At 73.0% G+C, this 22,479-nt stretch carries 16 protein-coding genes; 6 read left to right on the top strand and 10 right to left on the bottom strand.

What is annotated here, in order from left to right; all coding sequences use genetic code 11:
* Nucleotides 1-97 precede the first annotated feature (97 nt).
* The 7 genes from ACV7NM_RS05385 to ACV7NM_RS05355 all read right to left on the bottom strand — a co-directional run bounded on the left by ACV7NM_RS05385 (nucleotide 98) and on the right by ACV7NM_RS05355 (nucleotide 5,131).
* On the bottom strand, nucleotides 98-409 hold the full coding sequence (locus ACV7NM_RS05385) for a DUF2087 domain-containing protein (RefSeq protein WP_463409174.1): 312 nt from the start codon (nucleotides 407-409) through the stop codon (nucleotides 98-100).
* Between the two features lie 160 nt (nucleotides 410-569).
* Complete coding sequence (locus ACV7NM_RS05380) at nucleotides 570-1,220, bottom strand: hypothetical protein (RefSeq protein WP_463409173.1); 651 nt, start codon at nucleotides 1,218-1,220, stop codon at nucleotides 570-572.
* Nucleotides 1,217-1,753 (bottom strand): DUF6114 domain-containing protein, encoded by a 537-nt coding sequence (locus tag ACV7NM_RS05375; protein WP_463409172.1) that lies wholly within the window; start codon nucleotides 1,751-1,753, stop codon nucleotides 1,217-1,219. The genes ACV7NM_RS05380 and ACV7NM_RS05375 overlap by 4 nt, the downstream gene beginning before the upstream one ends.
* The gene (locus ACV7NM_RS05370) at nucleotides 1,744-2,301 is read right to left on the bottom strand and encodes a DUF6230 family protein (RefSeq protein WP_463413839.1); all 558 of its coding nucleotides are present in this window, start codon (nucleotides 2,299-2,301) and stop codon (nucleotides 1,744-1,746) included. Before ACV7NM_RS05370 ends, ACV7NM_RS05375 begins: the two co-directional genes overlap by 10 nt.
* 237 nt (nucleotides 2,302-2,538) lie before the next feature.
* Nucleotides 2,539-3,387 carry a MerR family transcriptional regulator gene (locus ACV7NM_RS05365; protein ID WP_463409171.1) on the bottom strand — a complete coding sequence of 283 codons (849 nt, stop codon included), beginning with the start codon at nucleotides 3,385-3,387 and terminating at the stop codon, nucleotides 2,539-2,541.
* Between the two features lie 39 nt (nucleotides 3,388-3,426).
* Entirely contained in the window at nucleotides 3,427-4,647 is a 1,221-nt protein-coding gene (locus ACV7NM_RS05360; RefSeq protein WP_463413838.1) for a methyltransferase, read from the bottom strand.
* A 94-nt stretch (nucleotides 4,648-4,741) separates the two neighbouring features.
* Nucleotides 4,742-5,131 (bottom strand): tetratricopeptide repeat protein, encoded by a 390-nt coding sequence (locus ACV7NM_RS05355; RefSeq protein WP_463409170.1) that lies wholly within the window; start codon nucleotides 5,129-5,131, stop codon nucleotides 4,742-4,744.
* Between the two features lie 107 nt (nucleotides 5,132-5,238).
* Between ACV7NM_RS05355 and ACV7NM_RS05350 the strand changes: the two genes are divergently transcribed.
* Complete coding sequence (locus ACV7NM_RS05350) at nucleotides 5,239-6,204, top strand: pirin family protein (RefSeq protein ID WP_463409169.1); 966 nt, start codon at nucleotides 5,239-5,241, stop codon at nucleotides 6,202-6,204.
* 25 nt (nucleotides 6,205-6,229) lie between these two features.
* Here ACV7NM_RS05350 and ACV7NM_RS05345 read toward each other — a convergent pair whose 3' ends face one another.
* The gene (locus tag ACV7NM_RS05345; RefSeq protein ID WP_463413837.1) at nucleotides 6,230-7,540 is read right to left on the bottom strand and encodes a diacylglycerol/lipid kinase family protein; all 1,311 of its coding nucleotides are present in this window, start codon (nucleotides 7,538-7,540) and stop codon (nucleotides 6,230-6,232) included.
* Nucleotides 7,541-7,774: 234 nt separating this feature from the next.
* On the opposite strand from ACV7NM_RS05345, the gene ACV7NM_RS05340 reads away from it, so the two are divergent.
* Both ACV7NM_RS05340 and ACV7NM_RS05335 read left to right on the top strand, forming a co-directional pair.
* Nucleotides 7,775-9,187 (top strand): DUF2252 domain-containing protein, encoded by a 1,413-nt coding sequence (locus tag ACV7NM_RS05340; RefSeq protein ID WP_463409168.1) that lies wholly within the window; start codon nucleotides 7,775-7,777, stop codon nucleotides 9,185-9,187.
* A 300-nt stretch (nucleotides 9,188-9,487) separates the two neighbouring features.
* On the top strand, nucleotides 9,488-10,807 hold the full coding sequence (locus ACV7NM_RS05335; protein ID WP_463409167.1) for a hypothetical protein: 1,320 nt from the start codon (nucleotides 9,488-9,490) through the stop codon (nucleotides 10,805-10,807).
* A 10-nt stretch (nucleotides 10,808-10,817) separates the two neighbouring features.
* Here ACV7NM_RS05335 and ACV7NM_RS05330 read toward each other — a convergent pair whose 3' ends face one another.
* Together ACV7NM_RS05330 and ACV7NM_RS05325 are read right to left on the bottom strand one after the other, a co-directional pair.
* Nucleotides 10,818-12,443, bottom strand: a complete 1,626-nt coding sequence (locus ACV7NM_RS05330; protein WP_463409166.1) for an MFS transporter — start codon at nucleotides 12,441-12,443, stop codon at nucleotides 10,818-10,820.
* A gap of 122 nt (nucleotides 12,444-12,565) precedes the next feature.
* Nucleotides 12,566-13,627, bottom strand: a complete 1,062-nt coding sequence (locus ACV7NM_RS05325; RefSeq protein ID WP_463409165.1) for a YhjD/YihY/BrkB family envelope integrity protein — start codon at nucleotides 13,625-13,627, stop codon at nucleotides 12,566-12,568.
* 303 nt (nucleotides 13,628-13,930) lie between these two features.
* On the opposite strand from ACV7NM_RS05325, the gene ACV7NM_RS05320 reads away from it, so the two are divergent.
* The 3 genes from ACV7NM_RS05320 to ACV7NM_RS05310 all read left to right on the top strand — a co-directional run bounded on the left by ACV7NM_RS05320 (nucleotide 13,931) and on the right by ACV7NM_RS05310 (nucleotide 22,374).
* On the top strand, nucleotides 13,931-14,356 hold the full coding sequence (locus ACV7NM_RS05320) for a DUF6325 family protein (protein WP_463413836.1): 426 nt from the start codon (nucleotides 13,931-13,933) through the stop codon (nucleotides 14,354-14,356).
* 46 nt (nucleotides 14,357-14,402) lie between these two features.
* Nucleotides 14,403-14,687, top strand: a complete 285-nt coding sequence (locus ACV7NM_RS05315; RefSeq protein WP_463409164.1) for an SHOCT domain-containing protein — start codon at nucleotides 14,403-14,405, stop codon at nucleotides 14,685-14,687.
* A gap of 223 nt (nucleotides 14,688-14,910) precedes the next feature.
* Nucleotides 14,911-22,374 (top strand): amino acid adenylation domain-containing protein, encoded by a 7,464-nt coding sequence (locus ACV7NM_RS05310; protein ID WP_463409163.1) that lies wholly within the window; start codon nucleotides 14,911-14,913, stop codon nucleotides 22,372-22,374.
* The last annotated feature ends 105 nt before the right edge of the window (nucleotides 22,375-22,479 follow it).

Below are 22,479 nucleotides of genomic sequence, written 5' to 3'. Positions count from 1 at the left end.
GGTCCCGGTCTTACCAGCGCTCGACGGGCTGATACCGCAAGTCCTGCGGCCTTGGCGACACCGCTTCACCACCGCCCCAAAGGGCGGTGCACTGCGTCTAGGCCCGGTAGCTGCTGCCGTCGCGGGTGCGGGTGAGACGGCCCGAGGTGACCAGGTACCGGCGCAGTGCCGAGCAGTCCTCGTGCACGGTGCGCAGTGCGTCGTTCACCTCGGGCTCGGTGTACTCCCGCCCATGGACGAAGAGGGTTTCGGCGAGGTGGGCGAGCAGTTGCTCACGCCGGGCCGCCTTGCGCGGAATGGCGGTGAGGCGGCCGTGCGAGAAGAGGTCGTCGACGCCCCGCAGGGGGCGCGGCTCTGCGCTGCTGTCCTGCGGCGCGGTGTGCGGTGACGTCGGGGGGTTCTGTGACATGCCGTGCAGCTTCGCGCGGGCGGCGCGCGCCGCGCAACACATTTGCCGGCGCGGGCGGTGCGCCCCGGCGCGGGCCGGCCGGCGAGCGGGCGGCCCGCCGGCCCCGGACGTCCTCCGGGGCCGGCGGGCCGCTGGGGTTCTGCGGCTCGGGTTCTGCGGCTCAGGGAGCGACGGTGATCTGCTGCGCCGGGTCCGTGGTGTCGGTGACCTTGTAGACGGCGTTGAAGGTGGACGACGTCGCGCTCGTCGGGCAGCCGAACCCGCCGACGACCGTGACCGGCACCGAGGCGTTCGTGAAGGTCAGGGCGGACGGGGCGCCGTTGGCCCAGGAGCCGGCGACGCTCGCCGGGCCCGAGGGGGCGGCCGTGACCGTACACGTGGCGAGGCCGGTGGTGTGGACGACCAGGCCCCCGGTCGGCACCGTCATGGTCGCGGTGACGGGCGAGCCGTTCTGCATGGACACCGACCAGGCGCCGCTGGTGGTGACCGTCGGGGTCACGCCGGGCATGCTCGACGTACAGGAGCTGTAGGTCGGGGCGGAGATCGGCGAGGAGACCGGCCCGGCCGCGTTGTGATTGCCGGGGGCGGCCGGCACCGTGCCGGTGGAGACGGAGACCGAGCAGGTCACGGTGACCGACCCGGCCTTGAGGGTGGCCTTGCCGCTGAGGGTGGCCTTGAAGGCGTGCCCGGCCGGGGTGACGGTGGTCGACCCGGCCAGTGGTAACGGCGCGGCGGTCGCGGAGGCGGAGGCAACCGTCAGTGCGGCTGCGGCGGCCATCCCGAGGGCGAGGGCGGTGCGCGTACGGCTCATGGCTGTACTCCTTGGGAATCGTGGTGCGGGGTGGGGGAGCGGGTGGGGTCCGCTGTCGCGTCCGGGGTGGGGATGGGGTCCCGGGAGGCGGTGGGCTCCGCGGCCTCGGTGGCGTCCGGGGCGCGCGGGGAGCGTTGGGATCGCGGGGTGGTGTACGGGGCACGCGACGCGGCGTAGGGCTGCCAGGCGAAGATCAACCCGCCGCCGAGGATGCCGAGCAGGGTGCCGATCAGGAAGCCGCCGAGGTTCGACAGCACCAGGGCGGCGGTCGCGATCAAGGTGGTGAGGACGCCGGCGAGGGTGCGCTGCTGAGGGGCGAACCACGCCGTGAGCCCGAGGACGATCATGACGATCCCCATCAGGACGGACGGGATGCCCGCCACCCCCTGCTGGAGCATGATCTTCAACGGTGCCAGCGGCAGGACGCAGATCCAGGCCCCGGCCGCGACGGCGGCCAGGCCGCCCCAGAAGGGTCTGCCGCGCCGCCAACGCCGCCACCCCCGCCACGACGGCCGGCGACCTCTCAGAAGCATTCCTTCTTCCCCTTGCTGATCCCCATGCTCAGCCCGGAGAGTTTGAAGGTTCCCGCGTTGGTGGCCCACGCGGTCTGGTGCAGATCGGAGATGGCCACCGTGTCGGCCTGCTGGGCGAACAGGTCCTGCATGCCCACGGCCTCGGCCGGCCCCTTGTCGAGGGTCGACGCGTCGCGGCCGATCTCGATGTTGCTGAACACGGCGTCGCCGGAGAGCTGGGTGGCGTCGACGAACAGGTTGCTCGCCTCCACCGGGTCCCTCTGGCCCGCGGTGAGGTTGAGCGAGATGTCCCCGATGAGGGGGAGGGTGGTCACCACCGATTGGCAGAGGCTGTGGAGCTTGGCCTCCTTGATGGCGGTCACCGCCACGGGGATGAGGTCTTGGCGGGCGTTGACGTCGACGCTGCCGTACTGGGCGAAACCCTCGCCCTCAAGGCTTTTGGCGGACACCTTGAACTGCTGTCCGGAGACGGCGAAGGAAGCGGCGAGGGCGCCTTGGGCGAGGGCGATGCCGAGGCCCGCGGTCACGGCCACGGCCGGAACGGTCAGGAGGGCGAAACGCCGCCACCGGACCCGTCCGGTACCGCTGCGGTCGTCCTCGCCGGACGCGTGCTCGGGGGTGGGGCCGGGGGTGTGCCCGGTGCCTGGTGGTTCGGATAAGTTCGGTGAGCTTGCCATGAGATCGTCCCTGTATCTCGGCTGTGCACCTTTGTTACCGACGAGTTGAATGTAAGAGTGCCAATGGAGGTTGGCAAGGTTGCTCGAACGTACCTTTTCGGCCGAGTCCTACTGCCCCGTACGCCGCTGTGCGGCCTCCGCGCGCAGCAGTTCCGCCACCTCCGCCTCGACCCGCCGAGCCATGGCGCGGGCGAACTCGGCGGCCACGACCTCGCCGGCCACCGGCCGCAGCGCCGCGGCCGCCTCGGAGATGTGATCCAGCTGAGTGGCCGAAAGCCGCTCCGTCCCGTCCGGGCCGACGAGCCCGTCCGGACCGATCACGTGCTGTCGGAAGAGCCCCACGAACCGGTCGGCGAGCGCCGCCGCCTGATCCTGTACGAAGTCCCCCGCGTCCAGGACCTCCGCGAGCGGCACGCCCTGGCGCACCAGCGCCAGCGTCGCCTCCAGCAACCGCCGACTGCGGTGCGTGATCCGGTCCCCGTCGATCCGCAGGTACCCCAACTCCGCCGCCCGCCGGGTGTCTTCGGCGGTCGCGGCCGGGCCGAACAGGTCGCGCATCTCGGCCGCCGTCAGGGTGACCGGCTCCTCGTGCTCCCAGTCGCGGGTCATCGCCCGTTCCAGGCCCAGCAGTTGTGACAGGCCGCCGCCCTGCTCCCACGCGTTCAGCAACTCGGCGATGCCGTTGACGGAATAGCCGCGTCCCAGCAGGTCGCTGATCAGGCGCAGCCGCGTCAGGTGGTCGTCGGAGTACCAGGCGACCCGTCCCTCACGGCGGGGCGGGGGCAGCAGCCCGCGCTCCTGGTAGTAGCGCAGGTTGCGCACCTTGACGCCGGCCGCCCGCGCCACGTCGTCGCGGCGATAGCGCCCGCCGCCGTGGCCCCGGCCGTCGCCGTCGCGCTCGCCGTCGTCGCCGCGCCCGCCGGTACTCCGGCCGTCCTGTTCCCCCTGGCTGCCCACGCGGAGGAGTGTAGGACGTACCGGCAGGTCACATGGCCTCTACGGGCGTCGTTCCCGTTCCATCCGCTTGACCGCCCGCAGCACCACGAACTTGGGCTCGCTCGCGGCCACTTCGCTGTTGCCGAACAGCCGTTGGAGATGGGTGTGGTAGCCCATGTGGCGGTTGGCGACCACCCACAGCTCGCCGCCGGGCCGCAGCACCTTGCGGGACTGGGCGAACATCCGCAGCGCGGTCGCGTCCGTGGTGGCCTGGTGGGAGTGGAACGGCGGGTTGCACAGGACGAGATCCACCGAAGCTGGGTCCAGCATGGCCACGCCGTCGCCCACGAGGAAGTCGGCCCGATCCCGGTCCTGCGTCACGTTGGCGCGGAACGTGGCCTTCGCCGAGGCGATCGCCTGGTACGACTCGTCGGTGAACACGACCTCCGCCCGGGGGTCGGCGACCGCGACCGCGGTGCCGACGACGCCGTTGCCGCAGCCCAGGTCCACGACGCGGGCGCCGTTCGTGTTGTTCGGGATGGACTGCAGGAAGAAGCGGGTGCCGACGTCGAGCCGGTCCGCGCAGAAGATGCCCGCGTGGTTGACCACCGTCAGGCCGGCGCCCGAGCCGCCCTCCGCGTCCACGGTGTAGGTCACCGGCCAGGGGTCGGGGGAGGCGCCCGCCGTGGCCGCCGTTCCCGAGGTGCCCGCGGTGCTCGGCGTGCTCGGCGTGCAGAAGATCAGCCGGGCCTTCTTCTCGGCGAGCGAGGTCTTCGTCGGCCCCAGGATCCGCTCGAAGAGGCGCAGCGTGGAGGTGTGGATCTCCTTGACCATGCCGGTGCCCACCACGACGCTGTCCGCGTGCAGCCGCGGCGCCAGCCGGTGGAGCTGGTCCTCCAGCAGCGCCAGGCTCTTGGGCACCCGGACCAGGAGCACGTCGATCCGCGCGGGCGGCTCGTCCTGCGTGGTCAGCAGGGTCACCGTGTCCTTGGCGGTGCCGATCCCGGCCCGGTCCAGGTTGGCCATGGTGGCCGAGCGGGTCAGGGAGGAGTCGGTGATCTGCGTCGGTCGGTGGGCCGCCAGGGCCGTCGTCAGCGCGCCCCAGCGGTCGCCGAGCACGGTGATCTGCCGGCCGCCGCCGAGGTCCACCGGCCCGCGGTCCCCCGTACCGGAGGCGAGGTGGTGCAGCAGGTACTCGTCGGCCGCGTCCCAGGCGCGCAGCCGGTCGCGCGGGTCCTGGGGGAAGCGGGTGAGCTCGTAGGAGCCGAAAGGCGTGGTCAGACGGTTCATATTGGCCCCAGGCTATCCGAGACGGCCGCCCGGCCCCCAATGGACGGGGCCGGGCGGCCGCGGGACGGGCGCCGCGGGCGGCGTATTACGCGAGCGGCTCGCCCGCCATCGCGGCGGCCATCCGCAGGTAGGGGGCCGCCTCGGCGGCGCGGCCCTGGCGCTCCAGGGTCCGCCCCAGCATCAGCTGCGCGTAGTCCTCCACCGGCCAGCGCTCCAGGATGGCCCGCAGTTCCTCCTCGGCGCGCGAGAGCTGGGCGGAGTGGTAGTAGGCGCGGGCCAGCAGCAGCCGGGGCGCGAGCTGCTCCGGGACCTCGGCGGTCAGCGTGGCCAGCACCCGGGCCGCGGTCGCGTACTCCTTCGCCTCGAAGAAGAGGCCGCCCCGCTCCCAGCGCTCCGCCGCCGTCCCGTGCCCGTAGTACGCCTGCCGCGCCTCGTGCACGGCGTCCTGGGTGTCCCGGACCTCCTCGGCGTCCATGACCGCTCCTTCCGCCGTTCCGGTGGTGTGTCCGGTCGCTCCAACGCGGCGGCGTCCCCGCGCATTCCGTGGAACGAAGCGGCCCCGGCGGTACTAAGTTGTGCGGTATGAGCAATCTCGATCGCCAGCCCGCTCTCTCCGTCTGCGGCGGCCGCGGTTTCGTCGTCGCCGAGCCGGTACGCGAGCTCCTCAGCCCGCGTACGGTCAAGCTCGGGGAGTCCACCGAGGTCCGTCGACTGCTGCCCAACCTGGGCCGCCGGATGGTGGGCGCTTGGTGCTTCGTCGACCACTACGGCCCCGACGACATCGCCGACGAGCCCGGCATGCAGGTGGCGCCCCACCCGCACTGCGGTCTTCAGACCGTGAGCTGGCTGCACGAGGGGGAGGTCTTGCACCGCGACAGCGAAGGCAGCCTCGCCACGATCCGCCCGCGCGAGCTGGGCCTGATGACCTCGGGCCGCGGCATCAGCCACTCCGAGGAGAGCCCGCGCCCGCACGCCCGGCTCCTGCACGGCGCCCAGCTGTGGGTGGCCCTCCCGGACGCCCACCGCGACGTGGCCCCGCACTTCCAGCACCACGCGGACCTGCCCCGGGTCACGGCCCCGGGCCTGACCGCGACGGTCATCCTGGGCACCCTGGACAAGGCCACCTCGCCGGGCACGGCCTACACCCCCATCGTGGGCGCGGACCTCGCCCTGGCGGCGGGCACCGAAACCCGGCTGCCGCTCGACCCGGACTTCGAGTACGCGGTGCTGTCGATGTCGGGTGAAACCCACGTCGACGGTGTCCCGCTCCTGCCGGGCTCGATGCTCTACCTGGGCTGCGGACGCACGGAACTCCCCCTGCGCGCCTCCTCGGACGCGGGCGTGATGCTCCTGGGCGGCGAACCGTTCGAGGAGGAGATCGTCATGTTCTGGAACTGGATCGGCCGGTCCCACGAGGACGTCGCGCAAGCCCGCGAGGACTGGATGAACGGCACCCGCTTCGGCGAGGTGAAGGGCTACGACGGCCCCCCGATCCCCGCCCCGGCACTCCCGCCGACCCACCTGAAGCCGCGGGGGCGCGTGCGCTGAGCCGCTGGCAGGCGGCGGAGGTGGTTCAGGCGTTCGGGGGTTGCGGGCTCGTGCCCGCGGCGCGGCCCATGTCGAGGGCCAGTCTGCGTACGCCGGCCCAGTTCATCGGGACACCCCCGCGGTTGCCGGGCCGGTGCCTCGGCACCAGCACACGCAGCGCACCGGGCTCCACACGGCAACGCACCGGCGCCGGCATCGTGAGCGACTCGCCGTCGATCCCGACGGGGACGCGCGGTGCGTCCGATTCCACCACCACCTCGCGGGCGGTCATCGCGGTCAGCCCCGTGAAGTTCCGGCCGCGCAGGATGCCGGCGGCCTGGGCGGCGTTGTCCACCTTCAGCCCGAGGACGCCGAGGAGGCCCGAATCGAGGCGGGGGCGTCGGCCGAGGCCGGCCGGGTCACCCGTGCCGTAGGGGTTGTTGCTGACCAGCACGGCCTGTGGCTCCTCGACGGCGGCGTCGTCGGCGCGCACCGTCAGCCGGGGCCCGCTCTGGTGGGCCAGCAGGTCCGGCAGCAGGCCCAGCGTCGTACGGACCTTGTCGTCGCGGTACGCGGGGTCCCGCACCACCTCCGCGTAGGTTCCGAAAGAGGCGTTGTTGACGAAGGTCCGGTCGCCGATGCGACCGAGGTCCACCCGGAGTTCGACCCCGTCGGTCAGCGCGTCCAGACAGGTCGACGGGTCCCGCCGGTCCAGTCCGAGATCCATGGCGAAATGGTTGCGCGTGCCGGCACTGATGACCAGGAAGGGCACGTCGCGCTCCGCCGCGACCGCGGCGACCAGGGCTTGGGTGCCGTCACCACCGGCCACACCGATCAGATCGGCGCCGCGGTCCACGGCGCTCCGCGCGAGGGCTGCGACGTCCTGGTGGTGCTCCGGGTCGAGCAACACCACCTCCGCGCCGAGCGCCTCGGCCTTCTCCTGGAGGTGGTAGGCACCGACCTTTCCGCCTCCGGACCGGGGATTCATGATCAGGAACGGGTGTCGCGGCGGCCGTGCCGGACGCCCGGGCATCCCGGACCGCGCCTCGTCGGCCAACGCGGACCGCCCGGCCGCCACGGCCAACGCCCACAGAGCCAGCGAGCACAGCACCACCCACAGGAGTTCCGCGTGCGCGTACGCGACGACCAGGGCGACGGGGGCGGCGAGGACGAGCGCCAGGGAAAGCCACCGGACCGGCCCGCGGTGTGCCAGGAACAGCCAACCCGAAGCGGCGGTGACGGCCAGCCCGGCCAGCCCCACCGCGATCAGGGCGAAGCTCCGGAACCCGGCGAAGACCAGCATGACGACGAGCGCCGCCGCGCCGGACAACAGGGCCACTCGCGCCTTGGCGTGCATGCTCACGCTGCCACCTCCCGTTTCGGGCCGGACCCGTACGGTCACCGTACTGCGTGCGCGTCGCCCCGCCCCCGGTGAGGCGCGTGGCATGCGATCAAGACGGCGGGACGTGAGCATGGAGGCAGAGCTCCGGGCCCGCCGGCGCCGGCAGCGGCTCCGACGGGCCCGGAGCGGACCCACCGCCCGCCGCCGATCCGCCGGACGACGCAGGCAGGAGGCGGCAGGGCCATGGTCATGTCCGGAGTACCCGGGAACGGCGCGCCGAGCGCGCTCACGCCGGCCGAGCGCGCCCAGCGCGGTAAAGGGGCGCGCGCGAACGTACCGCGCTCCCAACACGCCCGGTTCGAGCCGGCCACGGAGAGACCCGACCCCGTCGACGTCCTCCAGGGCCAGGCCGCGACGCGCGTGCCGGAGCTGGTCCCCGTCCGGTACGGCCGCATGCTCCAGTCGCCCTTCCGCTTCTACCGCGGGGCCGCCGCCGTCATGGCCGCCGACCTCGGAGCGGCACCCCACACGGGCCTGACCGTGCAGCTGTGCGGCGACGCCCACGTCCTGAACTTCGGCCTCTTCGCCTCGCCCGAGCGGTCCCTGGTCTTCGACGCGAACGACTTCGACGAGACCCACCCCGGCCCCTTCGAATGGGACGTCAAACGTCTCGCGGCGAGCCTCGCCGTCGCCGGTCGGGAGAACGGCTTCTCGGCCGAGGAACGGGCCGCGGTCGTGCGCGAGGCCGTGTCCGCGTACCGACGGCGGATGCAACGTCTCGCCGGCATGCGCGTCCTGGACATCTGGTACGCCCAGGACGACTCCGACGCCCTGCGCCGGATCGCGGCCCAGGGCGGCGAGCGCGCCCTGCGCCGGACCGACCGGGTCTTCGCCAAGGCCCGCGCCAGGGACCACCTCCAGGCGTTCGCCAAGCTCACCCACCGGGCCGACGGGAGACTGCGCATCGTGCCCGATCCGCCACTGATCGTTCCGCTGTCCGAGCTGCTGGGGGAGTCCGCCGGGCCGGACGCGGACACCGCCGTGCGCGGGATCATCGACGCCTACGGGCAGAGCCTCCCGCCCGAGCGCCGGGAGCTGCTCGCTCGCTTCCACGTCGTCGACACGGCCCGCAAAGTGGTGGGCGTCGGAAGTGTCGGCACCCGCTGCTGGGTCGTCGTGCTGGTCGGCCGGGACGACGACGACCCGTTGCTGCTCCAGGCGAAGGAGGCCGGCGAGTCCGTGCTGGCCCCCTACGTCGCCCCGGTCGCGTACGAGAGCCAGGGCCGGCGTGTCGTGACCGGGCAACGGTTGATGCAGGCCACCAGCGACATCTTCCTCGGCTGGGCGCAGGTCACGGGCATCGACGGCCGGCGTCGGGACTTCTACGTCAGGCAGCTGCTCGACTGGAAGGGTGCCCTGCCCGCGGAGACCATGCGCCCGGAGGGCTTGGGCCTCCTGGCCCGTGCCTGCGGTCTCTCGCTCGCCCGGGGCCATGCCCGCTCCGGCGATCCCGTCGCCATCGCCGCCTACCTCGGCGCGGGGGACGCCTTCGACCGCGCGCTCGTCGGATTCGCCGAAGCGTACGCCGACCAGAACCAACGTGACTACGACCTGCTCGTCGAGGCCGCGCGCACCGGCCGGGTACCGACGGCCGAGGGCTGATCGCCCGTTGCCTCCCGCTCACGGTCCGCCACCTCCCGCCGGCGGACCAGACCGGCGGGCCAGACCGGCGGAGCGAACCGACGGGATCGAATCGGCGTCGCGGCCACGGACGCGACGCCCCGCCCCGAGCCCGCCCCGCCCTTCGCGCGCGGGACGGGCTCGGTGACGGCCCGGTCCTTCGGACCCCGCGCGTCCACGGCCCGGTTCTCCACCGGCTTCGCCTCACCCGGTCGGGCCGCCTCTGCTCGCCGGGGCGAGTAGGTCGCGGTTGTCTGGGACACGACCCGCAGGAGGGCTGCCATGCCGGACGAAGGAAACCAGAGCGAGATCGCCGCCCTTCGGGCGCGGATCGCCACGCTGGAGGCACAGGCCGCGAAACGACCGGGACACCGACCACCCCGGCTGCGTTCGTTCCTGTCCGCACTGTTGATCGTGATCGGCTGTGTCCTGGCCCCGTTGGGCATCGTCGCGGCCTGGACCGCGGACATCGTGGGCGACACCGACCGCTATGTGTCCACGGTCGCCCCGCTCGCCTCGGACCCCGATGTGCAGGCGGCCGTCGCGAACCGCGTCACGGGCGCCGTCATGGAGCACATCGACCTGCCGTCCCTGCTGGAGGGCGTGGCGCCCGACCAACGACCGCTGGCGCAGAAGGCACTGGGCAAGCTGGGCGACGGGCTGGAGGGAGCGGTTCGCAGCTTCGTGCACGACAAGGCGGAGGACGTCGTCTCGTCCCAGGCCTTCGAAACCATCTGGACCGGGGCCAACCGTACGGTCCACACCTCGCTCGTCCGCGCCCTGACCGGCAACGACGAGGGGGCCGTGCAGATCAAGAACGACTCGGTCACCCTCGACCTCGCCCCCGTGATCGAACAGGTGAAGACCCGGCTGGTGGACGCCGGGCTCGGCGTCGCAGCCAAGATCCCTCAGATCCACACCGACTTCACCATCCTCCGGTCGGACGACATCGGCCGCGTCAAGACGGGCTTCAGGCTGCTCGAACTCATCGGCCTGTGGCTGCCCGTGCTGGCCGTCGTGCTCGTCGCCGTCGGCATCCTCCTCGCCGCCCACCGGCGCCGCACACTGATCGCGTCGGCCATCGGCTTCGCCGCCGCGGCCCTCGTCCTCGGCATCGCCCTGACGGTCTTCCGCACGGTCTACCTCAACGCGCTGCCCGACACCGTCTCCCAGCCGGCCGCCGCCTCCGTGTACGACGCGCTGGTCCGGTTCCTGCGTGTCACCGTCCGCATGGTCGTGGTTCTCGGCGTGGTGCTGGCGCTCGCCGCGTGGCTCTGCGGGCCGGGCCGGTACGCCACGGTGGTCCGCCAGTCCTGGCACTCCGGGATCGCCGCCACCCGGTCCACGGCCGACCGGGCGGGCATGCGTACGGGCCCGGTCGGCGTCTTCGTGGGACGCCACCGCCGTTGGATCACCTGGATCCTGGTGGCGGCCGCCGTCATCGCCTTCGTCCTGTGGCCGCACCCGACCGGCTGGGTCGTCGTCGGCCTCGCCCTCGCGCTCCTCTTCGCCTTCGCGGTCACGGACTTCCTCGCCGAGGACGCCGGCGATCCCGAGCACCCGGTGACCGCCGGGGGAGGACCGCCGGTCGGTCCGCGGTAGGCCGGCGGCCTCAGGGGCGCGCCGCCCCGGGCTGGCTCGTGGGAATGCGCGGCGTGAAGAACAGCGCGGTCAGCGCGGCCAGGGCGAGGACGGCGAGTGCGGCCCGCAGTCCGTCGATCCGCGCGGTGGCGTTCGCGTCGAGGGCCGCCTGGGAGACCGCCGGTTGCGTCCCCGCCCCGTCGAGGGCGGCGGTGAGCTGGGCGTCCGACAGGAAGGGCGCCCCTCCCACGAGTCGCGTGTTCGCCTGCTCCTTGACCGAGGCCGGGACAGCCGGGTTGTCCTCGATGGTCGAGAGGAAGGACGCGGTCAGTACGGTGATGAGGATGGACCCCGCGACGGCGGTGCCGATCGAGGCCCCGAGGTTGGTGACGGTGTTCTGGATCCCGCCGACCTCGGCACTCTGCTCGTCCGGGACGGCCGACACGGTCACCGCTCCGAGCTGGGAGGCCAGTGCCCCCATGCCCAGTCCGATCAGCAGCAGCGGGACGGTGACGACGGCGGCTCCGGACTCCTCGTCCAGGGCCGCCAGCAGGACGACGGCGCCGGCCAGCATCAGCAGGATCCCGAGCTGCACCACGCGCCGCGGTGAGGCGTTCGGACGGAACCGGGGGATCCCGATCGCGGCGGCCAGCAGCGAGATCGACAGCGGCAGGATCAGCACGCCCGTCTTGATGGCGGACAGGCCCAGCGCGACGGACAGGTAGAGCGGGACGACGAAGAACACGCCCATCTGCACGAGGTACTGGAAGAGGAACATCGTGAGACCGCCGGTGAGCTGCCGGTTGCGCAAGAGCTCCGGATCGACCAGTGGTTCGGTGCCGCGTGCGACGAGGCGCTCCTCCCAGCGGAAGAAGAGCCAGACGAGCAGGACGCCGGCCAGCATCAGCCAGACGACGGGGGAGAGGGCGAACCAGGACGGCGCACCGGCCTTGGGCCGGAACCAGCCCCACTCACTGGTGCGCAGCACGCCGAAGACGAACAGCCCGATGCCGAGACCGGACAGGATCGCGCCCGGGACGTCGATGCGCGGCCGGTGGTCGGGGGGTGCGTCGGCTGCCCGGCGGGCGAGCACGAGGATGGCCAGTACGACCACCACTTCGCCGGCGAACACCCAGCGCCAGGAGAAGTAGGTGGTCGCCACACCGCCGATGAGCGGGCCGACCGCGATCGCCACCGCGCCCGCGGCCGCGACGAGCCCGTAGGCGGCCGGACGGCGCTCCACCGCGAAGTTCGAGGCGACCAGCGCCACGATCGCCGGCATGATCAGCGCCGCTCCCACCCCCTCCAGGAACGACCAGCCCAGCAGGAGGACGGGGAGGTTCGGGGCGAGGGACGTCGTGAGCGACCCGCACCCGTAGATGACACAGCCGATCATGAAGGCCCGTTTGCGACCGATGAGCGCGCCGACCTTGCCACCGCTGATCATCAGCATCGCCATGACCAGCGTGTAGGCCGTGATCGCGCCCTGGAGGCCGCTCACCGTGGTGCCGACGTCCTGCGCCACCGTGGCGATCGAGACGTTCATGACCGAACTGTCCAGGGCCATCAGGAACTGACCGGCCGCCAGCGTCAGCAGGACGGTCTGCGTGGCCTTCGCTTTCCCGGACGCGGGCGTCGTACGTGCCTTCGCTGCCATGGACGGAGCCTCCCACGGTCACGCACGGTCGCCTGTCGGCTCGCCGAGGAAGTCGGCCGACCGGGCACACCCGTGTGCCGTGCGGCCCTCTCGGTCACGGCCGCCGGCCGTGACACCGGCTCTCAGTCCCGCGGGGACCTCCACCCCTTCGGGGGCGGACTGCCCAGCCGCCGGGCGAGGAACGGCTCCTGCGCCAGCACGGCGCCCGTGGTGATACCGATGGCGACGGCCACGCACACCACGATCAGCCAGGACAGCAGGACGAAGACGGAACCGGCCGGTCCGTAGTCGCCCAGGGCCCGGTCGAGGGCGCGCGGCATGTAGAACTGCCCGGTGACCCACAGGGCCGTGGTGAACACGGCGGTGGTCACCGCTCCGGGCAGCAGCGGGAGCCAGCCGACCAGACCACCCAACAGAAGGTGCTGGGACCACCACCACACCAGCGTCTGGAGGACGAGGGTGAGTGGGATGCCCAGCCACAACCCGAGGCCGAACCCGTCCCGCACGGGCCCCTGGAAGACCAGCACGACGATCCACGCGGCGATCCAGGCGACCCAGCGCCAGATCGCGATCCTGACCCCCGTGCGCGGGATCTCCCACGCCCGCTTGCACAGGCGCTGCATGGCACGACTGACCGCGGTGGCGGACAGCAGCACCATCAGGCCACCCACGAGTCCCACCGCGTTCTGGAAATCCCCCTGCGGACTGTGGAAGACCTCGTCCAGCTGTTTGCTCGCCTCACTGCCGAGGCCGAACAGGGCGCGCACCGACTTCGCCAACTGCTCCTGTACGCCCGACGGGGCGAACGAGGCGACGACGAAGAGCAGCGGTACGGCGGTCAGGAAGCACTGCGCGGCGAGCCGTGTCGCGGAGTCGAAGATGTTCACCGCCACCATGCGCTCCGCCAGGTGGGTGATCACCGGGAAGCGCGTCTCGGCCTCGTGCTGGAGGCGTTGCGCGTCCGCCACCGCCTTGCGCGATCGGGTCCGCCACCACGAGGGGTGCGGGGCGGTGCGCGTGCGCCGGCGCCCGGGCCTTGCGAGCGGCATCAGCGCACGGGGGAGGAGGCCGGTGGAGAGGGAGGCGGACTGCTCGGCGCCCACACCGGCGCCGATGATGCGGTCGTCGTCATGGGTGCCTCCTTCGTGTGCGTCCAGGTTGGAGGACGCGGCCGGGGACGGCATCTCGGGCCGGCCACGGGGCGTGCCCGGACGCGGGGCGCGTGGTCCTCCATCCCGCGCCCCTGCTGCTCGGCCTGTGGCTGACCGGCAAGAGGCAGGACGTGCGCGGGTGCCCGCGCGGTGTTGGAATGGACACAGGTGACGTTTCGCTCCCGTCCACGTCGTCCGAGCTCGCGCCGGCGGACCGGCGGCCGGAGTCCGATGTCGCATCCGTTCCTTCCGAACCCCACAGGAGCAGCGATGACCAGCGAGGCCGAGGAACCCTTCGGGATCGGTGACATAGGCGACGCCGGGGACATCGACGACATGGGCCCCATCGACTACGTCGTGATCGAGTTTCCGGGCAACCGGATGACGGGCAAGGGGCTCCCCCTCCTCGTCGACCTCGTTGATCGCGGCATCATCCGGATCTTCGACCTGATGTTCGTCCGCAAGGAGCTGGACGGCTCGGTCAAGGCGGTTGAGCTGCGGGACTTCGGCGGTGAGGTCGACCTCACCGTCTTCGAAGGGGCCTCGTCCGGTCTGCTGGACCAGAGCGACATCGACGACGCCGGCAGTGCGCTGGAACCCGGGAACTCGGCGGGGATCATCGTGTACGAGAACACGTGGGCGGCGCCGTTCGCCCGTGAACTGCGACGCGGAGGTGCCCAGCTCGTGGCGGGCGGCCGGATTCCCGTCCAGGCGCTGCTCGCCTCGCTGGACGCCATGGAGATCCCGTCGGCCGACGAGTGACCACTGCCGCGGCCCCCGCGTCGCCGCACCCCTGGAGATGAGCACCATGCCCGGACTTCTTCGCGGAATCGCCCGCACCGCCGTCGTCGCCGGCACCGCCACCGCCGTGTCCAACCGGGTGTCCCGGCGGCAGGCGGGCCGGTGGGCCGAGCAGGACACCCAGCAGTACGCAGAGGCCCCGCCCCCGCCGCCCCCGGCCCCTGCGGCGGCCCCTGCCGCCGACGACATGAGCGCCAGGATCGACCAGCTCAAGCAGCTCAGCACCCTGAAGGAACAGGGTGTGCTGACCGAGGAGGAATTCGCCGAGCAGAAGCGCCGCCTCCTCGGCTGACGCTCCTCATCGGAGTGCCGGCGGGCCCGGGTCACCAAACCGGGCCCGCCGGCACGTCCGGCGTCGGCGTACGTACTCGGCCGAGGCAGGTTCTTCTCATGTCCCGGGAACCAGGGACCGGCGAAACGGGACTTATCGCGGCGGCGGCCCGTCCATACGGTGAGGTGGCAAGCAAGCGGAGTCAGCGCCGCGCGTCCCAGGGCGTGCGGCCGAGGGAGTTGTCTTGGCCACTCAGGATCCGACCGGCCGGCCCACCGGGCCGTCGGTCAGCGTATTCCGTGCATCGCGCGCCCAGCAGCGGATGTATTTCCTCCACGAGATGGAGGAGGGCCGGCCGACCTATCACATGCCGGTGTTCTACGCCCTCGACGGCGAGGTGGACACCGACATCCTGCGCCGGTGCGCCCAGCGGCTGTTGGACCGTCACGAAGCCCTGCGCACCCGCTTCGAGCTTCGCGACGGGCAACTGCTCCAGTGCGTCGACGCCGCCGCGCGGCTGGACTGGTCGACGGATACCGCCCGCACGCCCGAGGAAGTCACGCGATGGCTCTCCACCGAACACCACCGGCCCTTCGACCTGCGCACCGGCCCGCTCTTCCGGGCCGCGGCGCTGCACACCCGGGAGGACGCCGGGCGGGACGGCACCGGCGTCGTACTCGCCCTGGGCATGCACCACATCGTCGGCGACGGTTGGTCGTCCGCCATCCTGATCCGGGAACTCCTCACCGACTACGCGGCCCTGACCGAGACCGAGACCGAGACCGAGAGCGTGACCGCGATCGAGACCGCGGACCCGCAGCAGGAGCCCGCCTTCCAGTACGCCGACTTCTCCGAGTGGCAGGAGGAATGGCTGCACACGGGGGCCGCCCGGCAACAACTGGAGCACTGGTCCCGCCAACTGGACGGCGAACTCGCAGTCGCGCCGCTGCCCCGCGACAAGCGGCCCGCCGCGGGCGACGGCCCGGAGCGCGGGGCCGGCGCGACGCATGAGTTCGAGGTCCCCGCTCCCGTCGTCGCCCGGATGCAGACGCTCTGCCGCGCGACCGGCAGCACGCCGTACATGGCGATGCTCGCCGCCTTCCAGGTGGTCCTGAGCCGCTACACCGGTACCGAGGACGTTCTCGTCGGGACCCCGGTGGCCAACCGGAACCGCGAGGAGTTCCAGGACACCGTCGGGCTGTTCGTCAACACCCTCGTCCTGCGCGCGGACCTCTCGGCCGACCCGGGCTTCCGCGAGCACCTGGAGCGGGTACGGGACACGGTCTTGGACGCGCAGGACCACCAGGACCTGCCGTTCGAGCGGATAGTCGAGCTCCTCGGCCCCGTGCGCACCGGCGACGGGCCGCCGCTGTTCGACGTCATGTTCGGCTTCCACGACGAAGGCGGGATGACCGAGGGGCTGCCGGGACCGCGCGCCCGACTGCTCGAAGGGCCCGCCGGCACCGCCAAGTTCGACCTCACCTTCGACGTCGTGCGTACCGTCGGCGGCGCGCTGCGCTGCCGGCTGGAGTACCGCGCCGACCTCTTCGAGGCCGCCACCATCGAGCAGTTCGCCCGGCACTACTCCCGTCTGCTGGACGCGGCCACGGACCGCCCCGGCGAGCGCGTCAGTCGGCTGCCGATCCTGTCCGCCGCGGAACAGGCCGGCCTCACCTCCCCGCAGCCGGCCCGCACCGGTGAGTCCCACCCCGGCTGCGCGCACGAGCGCTTCGCCGAGCACGCCGCCCGCACCCCGGACGCCGTGGCCCTCGTCCACGGCTCCACCCGGCTCACCTACGGCGAACTGGACCGGCGGGCCAACCAGGTCGCGCACCGGCTGGTCAAGCAGGGCGTAGGTCCCGACACCCTGGTCGGCCTCTGCGTCCGCCGCTCCGTCGACCTCGTGACCGGCCTGCTCGGGATCCTCAAGGCGGGCGGCGCCTATCTGCCGCTCGACCCCGACAACCCGTCCGAGCGGCTGCGCTACATCATCGGGGACGCCCGGCTGGCGCACGTGGTCGGCGCCGACGACACCCGTCCGCTGTGGGACTCGCCTTCCCTGCACACCGTCGACCTCGTCGCCGACGCCGCCGTACTCGCGGCCGAACCGGAGACCGCCCCCGCCGTCACGGTCTCCCCCGACCAGCTCGCGTACGCCATCTACACCTCGGGCTCGACGGGCCGCCCCAAGGGCACCCTCGTACCGCACCGCAACATCACCCGGCTGTTCTCCGCGACCGACCACTGGTTCGGCTTCGGCCGTGACGACGTCTGGACGCTGTTCCACTCCATCGCCTTCGACTTCTCCGTCTGGGAGCTGTGGGGCGCCCTCCTGCACGGCGGCCGGCTCGTCGTGGTGCCGTACGCCACCAGCCGCTCGCCCGAGGAGTTCCACCGGCTGCTGCGCGACGAGCGGGTCACCGTCTTGAACCAGACCCCCTCGGCCTTCTACCAACTGGCGCGCGCCGACGAGGAGTACGAGGACCGGCGGACCGCCGACGATCCGGGACTCGCGCTGCGTCATGTGGTGTTCGGGGGTGAGGCGCTGGACGTCAGCGCGCTCGCCAGCTGGTTCCGGCGCCACGGCGACACCCGCCCCCGCCTGGTCAACATGTACGGGATCACCGAGACGACGGTGCACGTCACCTACCGGCCGCTCACCGCCCGCGACGCGGCCGAGGGCCGGGGCAGCGTCATCGGCGTACCCATCCCCGACCTGCGTCTCCACCTCCTGGACCACCGGGGGCGCGCCGTTCCGCGCGGCGCCGTGGGCGAGCTCTTCGTCGCGGGCGCCGGTCTGGCCCGTGGCTATCTGCACCGCCCGGCGCTCACCGCCGAGCGCTTCCCGGCCGACGGCACGGCGACCGGAACGGCGACCGGCACGGCCCCCGGGCGGGCCGATGCCGAGGTCCCCGCCGCCGGAGCGGGGGAGCGGCTGTACCGTACCGGCGACCTCGCCAGAGTGCTCCCCGACGGCGACCTCGAATACCTGGGCCGGATGGACGGCCAGGTCAAACTGCGCGGCTTCCGGATCGAGCTCGGCGAGGTCGAGGCGGCCCTCACCACCCATCCCCTCGTCGACGCGGCGGTCGCGCTCGTCACCCGGGACGCCTCCGGCACCGACACCCTGGTCGGCTACCTGGCCGTGCCGGGCGCGGACGAGAGCCCCACCGTCGAGGCCCTGCGGGCCCACCTCGCCGAACGCCTGCCCGCGTACATGATTCCGGGCGCCTTCGTCACGCTGCCCGCCTTCCCCCTCACCGCCAACGGGAAGGTGGACCGGCGCGAGCTGCCCGCACCCGGCACCGCGGGCCTGGCACCGGCCCGGTCGTACGAGCCGCCGCGCGGCCCCGTCGAGACGGCGCTCGCCGAGATCATCGGGCAGGTGCTGGGCCACGAGCGGGTCGGCGCCGAGGACAACTACTTCTCGCTCGGCGGGGACTCCATCCGCTCCCTACAGGTGCTGGCCCGCGCCCGGGAGCGGGGCATGCGCTTCGCGGTGGTCGACCTGATGCGCCACCAGACGGTCCGCGCCCTCGCGCCCACCGTGGTCGTGGAGGACGCGGCGCCGTCCGAGGCGGCGCACCCCCGGGGGCTGGTCCCGTACGAGCCGTTCTCGCTGGTCGCCGACCGCGACCGGGCGGCGCTCCCGGAGGGTCTGGAGGACGCCTATCCCATGACCAGGCTCCAGGCCGGGATGTTGTTCCACAGCGACCTGCCCGCCGCCGGTGGGCCGATGTACCACAACGTCGCGTCCTACCACGTCAAGGCCCCGTACTCGGAGCGCGCCTGGCGGCGCGCGGTGGCCACGGTCGCCGCCCGCCACGAGATGCTCCGTACTTCCTTCGACCTGAACGGTTTCGGCGAGCCCCTGCAGCTCGTCCGCCGCGGCGCCCGGCCCGAGGTCACCTTCGAGGACCTCGGCGGCCTCGACCCGCAGGCCCGGGAGACGGCGATCGCGGCCCGCTACGCGGCGGAACGCGGGCGCCCCTTCGACTGGAACAGCGCCCCGCTGATGCGCCTGCACGTCCAGCGGCGCTCGGACGAGGACTTCCAGCTCTTCATCGCGGAGCACCACGCCGTCATGGACGGCTGGAGCGAGCGGTCGTTGTTCACCGAACTCAGCTCCTGTTACGTGGAGTTCTGCTCGGCGGACCACCCCGGTGACCCCGGTGACCCCGGTGGCGCCGAGGGCCCGGCGCCGCAGGCCGGTGGCCCCCGCTCGCGCTTCGCCTCGTTCGTCGCGCTGGAGCGGGCGGCCCTGGCCGACCCGGCCCAGCGGGCCTTCTGGACCGAGCGGACGGCCGGCGCCACCGTCGCACGTCTGCCCCGGCCCGAGGCCCGGGGCGGCCCTTCCCGGATGGAGTGGTGCCTGCGGCCGCTGCCGGCCGGACTCCAGGAGCGGCTGGCCGCCGTGGCGGCCGCACTGGGCGTGCCGCTGCGCACCGTGCTGCTCGCCGCGCACGTGCGCGTCATGGCCGTGCTCGGCGGCAGTGACGACGTGACCACCGGAGTCGTGCACAACGGCCGCCCGGAGGAGGCCGACGCGGACAAGGTGATCGGCGTCTTCCTGAACACCCTGCCCCTGCGAGTCGACCTGGACGCGGCCGGGCGGACCTGGCGCGGACTCGTCCGACACATAGCGGAGTCGGAGGTGGCCGTCCACGAGCACCGCCGGTTCCCGCTCGCCGAGATCCTGCGCACGACCGGCGGCGCCCCGCTCTTCGAGACCTTCTTCAACTTCACTCACTTCCACATCGAGCGCGACGGGCCGGCCGACGCCGCGTTCGCCGTACTGGAAGAGACGGGTGAGGCCGGTACGGACTTCGCCTTCGGGGCCGAGTTCTCCCGCACCCCCGACGGCGAGCTCCTGGAACTGGGCCTGCGCTTCGACGCGGCACAGTTCTCCGCCGGGCAGATCGCCGAAGTCCACGGCTACTACACGGCCGCCCTCCAGGACCTGGCGGACACCCCGGACGGCGATGTCCGCGGCCGCGGGTTGCTGTCCGCGGCCGAACTGGCCCGCTACGCGAAGTGGAACGACACCGGCCGTACGTACGACCGCCCGCACGTCCTGACCCGGCTGATCGAGGCGCAGACCCGCGCGACCCCCGACGCGCCGGCGGTCCGCTTCGAGGGTGCCCAGCTGAGCTACCGGGAGCTGGACGAGGCCGCCGAGCGGCTCGCCGTCCGGCTGCGGTCGGCCGGGACTGGGCCCGGGTCCTTCGTCGGGCTGCTGCTGGACCGTTCCCTGGACCTACCGGTCGCACTGCTCGCCGTGCTGAAGTCAGGTGCCGCGTACGTACCACTGGACCCCGAGCACCCGCGGGCGCGGGTCTTGGCGTTGGTCGCCGAGGCGGGGATCGGCGTGGTGGTGGCCGACGAGCGGTGGGAGGCGCCGCTGCGCGCCGCCGGAGCCACCGTCGTCCGCGCGGACGGCAGCGACGACGGCGACGACGGCGACGACGGCGACCGCCTTGCCACCGGCCCCCTACGGCACGCCGCGCCCGAGGACCCGGCCTACATGATCTTCACCTCCGGGTCCACCGGCAAGCCCAAGGGCGTCGTCGTCTCGCACCGGGCGATCGCCAACCGGCTGCTGTGGATGCAGGAGGAGTACGGCCTGCGGCCGGGGGAGCGGGTGGTGCACAAGACCCCCTACACCTTCGACGTCTCCGTGTGGGAGCTGTTCTGGCCGTTGCTGACCGGCGCCACGATCGTCGTCGCCCGTCCCGGAGGCCACCGCGAACCGGCCTACCTGGCGGAGCTCGTGCGCTCCGAGTCCGTCACCACGGCACACTTCGTGCCCTCGATGCTGAGCGTGTTCCTCGACGACCCGCGGGCCGTCGCGGGAGCCGCCGGGCTCACTCGGATGGTGTGTAGCGGGGAGGCACTTCCGTCCGAGGTGCAGAACCGGTTCCTGCGACTGCTTCCCGGAGTGGAGCTGCACAACCTGTACGGTCCGACCGAGGCGGCCGTCGACGTCACCTCCTGGCACTGTCGTCCCGACGGCGGCGACACGGTCCCCATCGGCCGGCCGATCGCGAACATGCGGACCCACATCCTGGACCCCCGGCTCGCCGAGGTCCCCCTGGGGGTCACGGGCGAGCTGATGCTGGAGGGCGTCGGCCTCGCCGAGGGCTACCACGGCCGCCCCGACCTCACCGCGGATCGTTTCATCGCGCACACCGCTCCCGACGGGACGGTCCGCCGTCTCTACCGCACCGGCGACCTGGCCCGGTACAGGGCGGACGGCGCCATCGAGTACGCGGGCCGCACCGACCACCAGTTGAAGATCCGCGGGCTGAGGGTGGAACCGGGCGAGATCGAAGCCGCCCTGGCCGAACATCCGGCGGTGCGCGCCTGCGCCGTCCTGGCGCGCGGAGAGAGGCTCGTGGCCTACGTCGTCTCCCCGGACGGCGCCGCCGACCCGGCGGAACTGGCCCGCCACACCGCCGACCGGGTGCCGCAGTACATGGTCCCGGGTGCCTGGGTCCGGCTCGACGCCCTGCCGCTGACCGCCAACGGCAAGCTCGACCGCGCCGCCCTGCCCGATCCGGACCCGGCGGACGCCCGTGGCGGGAGGCCACCGGCGCCGCCCCGCGACGAGACGGAGTCGCGCCTCGTCGGTATCTGGGAACAGCTGCTCGACGCCGGCCCCGTCGGTGTCCACGACGACTTCTTCGCCGCCGGCGGCCACTCCATCGTCGCCCTGCGGCTGATCGGGCGCATCAACCGGGAGTTCGGTGAACGCCTGGGAGTGCAGGCCGTCATGGAGCACCCCACGGTGGCCCGCCAGGCGGCGCTGCTGCGGGACAGGGACAGGGACAGGGACAAGGCCCGGGGCGCCACGACGGACCCGGTGGTGCGCATCCAGCCCGACGGAGACCGCGACCCGCTCTTCCTCGTCCATCCGATCGGCGGCCACGTCTTCTGTTACCGCGCGCTCGCCGGCGCCCTGGGCCGGGAACGGCCCGTCTACGGACTCACGGCGCCGGGGCTCGCCCCCACCGCCGGCGAAGCCCCGGCCACGGCGGAGGGCGACACCGGGACCGCCTCGGTCGAGGAGCTCGCCGCCGCGCATGTGGCCGTGCTGCGCCGGATCCGCCCGGCCGGGCCCTATCACCTCGCCGGCTGGTCCTTCGGCGGACTGCTCGCCTACGAGATGGCCGTCCAACTGCGGGCCGCGGGCGAGGAGGTGACCACCCTCACGCTCCTGGACACCGCCTACCCCGAGTCGGACCGGGTGCCCGACGACGACAGCGCCCTCCTGGAGTGGTTCCACGAGGACCTGGCCCGCTCCGCCGGCGCCGACCCGGGGGAGGAGACGCGGGCGGCCCTGCGCACCGCGCTGTCCGCGCGGACGACCGCGGCCGGACGGATCGGGGCGCTCGCCGAACAGGTCGCGAGCAGCGGCATCGCACCCGGTGTGGAAGCGGCCGAACTGGCCCGGTACTACACGGTCTTCCGTACCGGTCTGTTGGCCGCCGCCCGCTACCGGCCGCCCGCGGGCCACGGCCCCCTCCACTTCCACCAGAGTGCCACCGGCGCCGCCGACCGCGCCGCCGAGCGGTGGGCCGCCCGGGTGCCGGACGGCTTCACCTCCTACGAGCTCCCGACCGACCACTACGGGATGATGCGGCTCCCGCACGCCGCCGACATCGCGGCAGCCGTCCGCGCGGCGCTCGACGCCGCCGACGCCCGCTGACCCGGCGCGGCGCCCCCGGGGCCGCGACGGGGCGCGCGCCGGCCCGGCCAGTACCCCTGCGCCCCGCCCCCTTCCCGACCGCCGCCCGCCGTGCACCCGCGGGCG

It is taken from the genome of Streptomyces sp. Tek67B01 (genome assembly GCF_055231995.1).
This window is presented reverse-complemented; position numbering and strand designations above follow the sequence as displayed.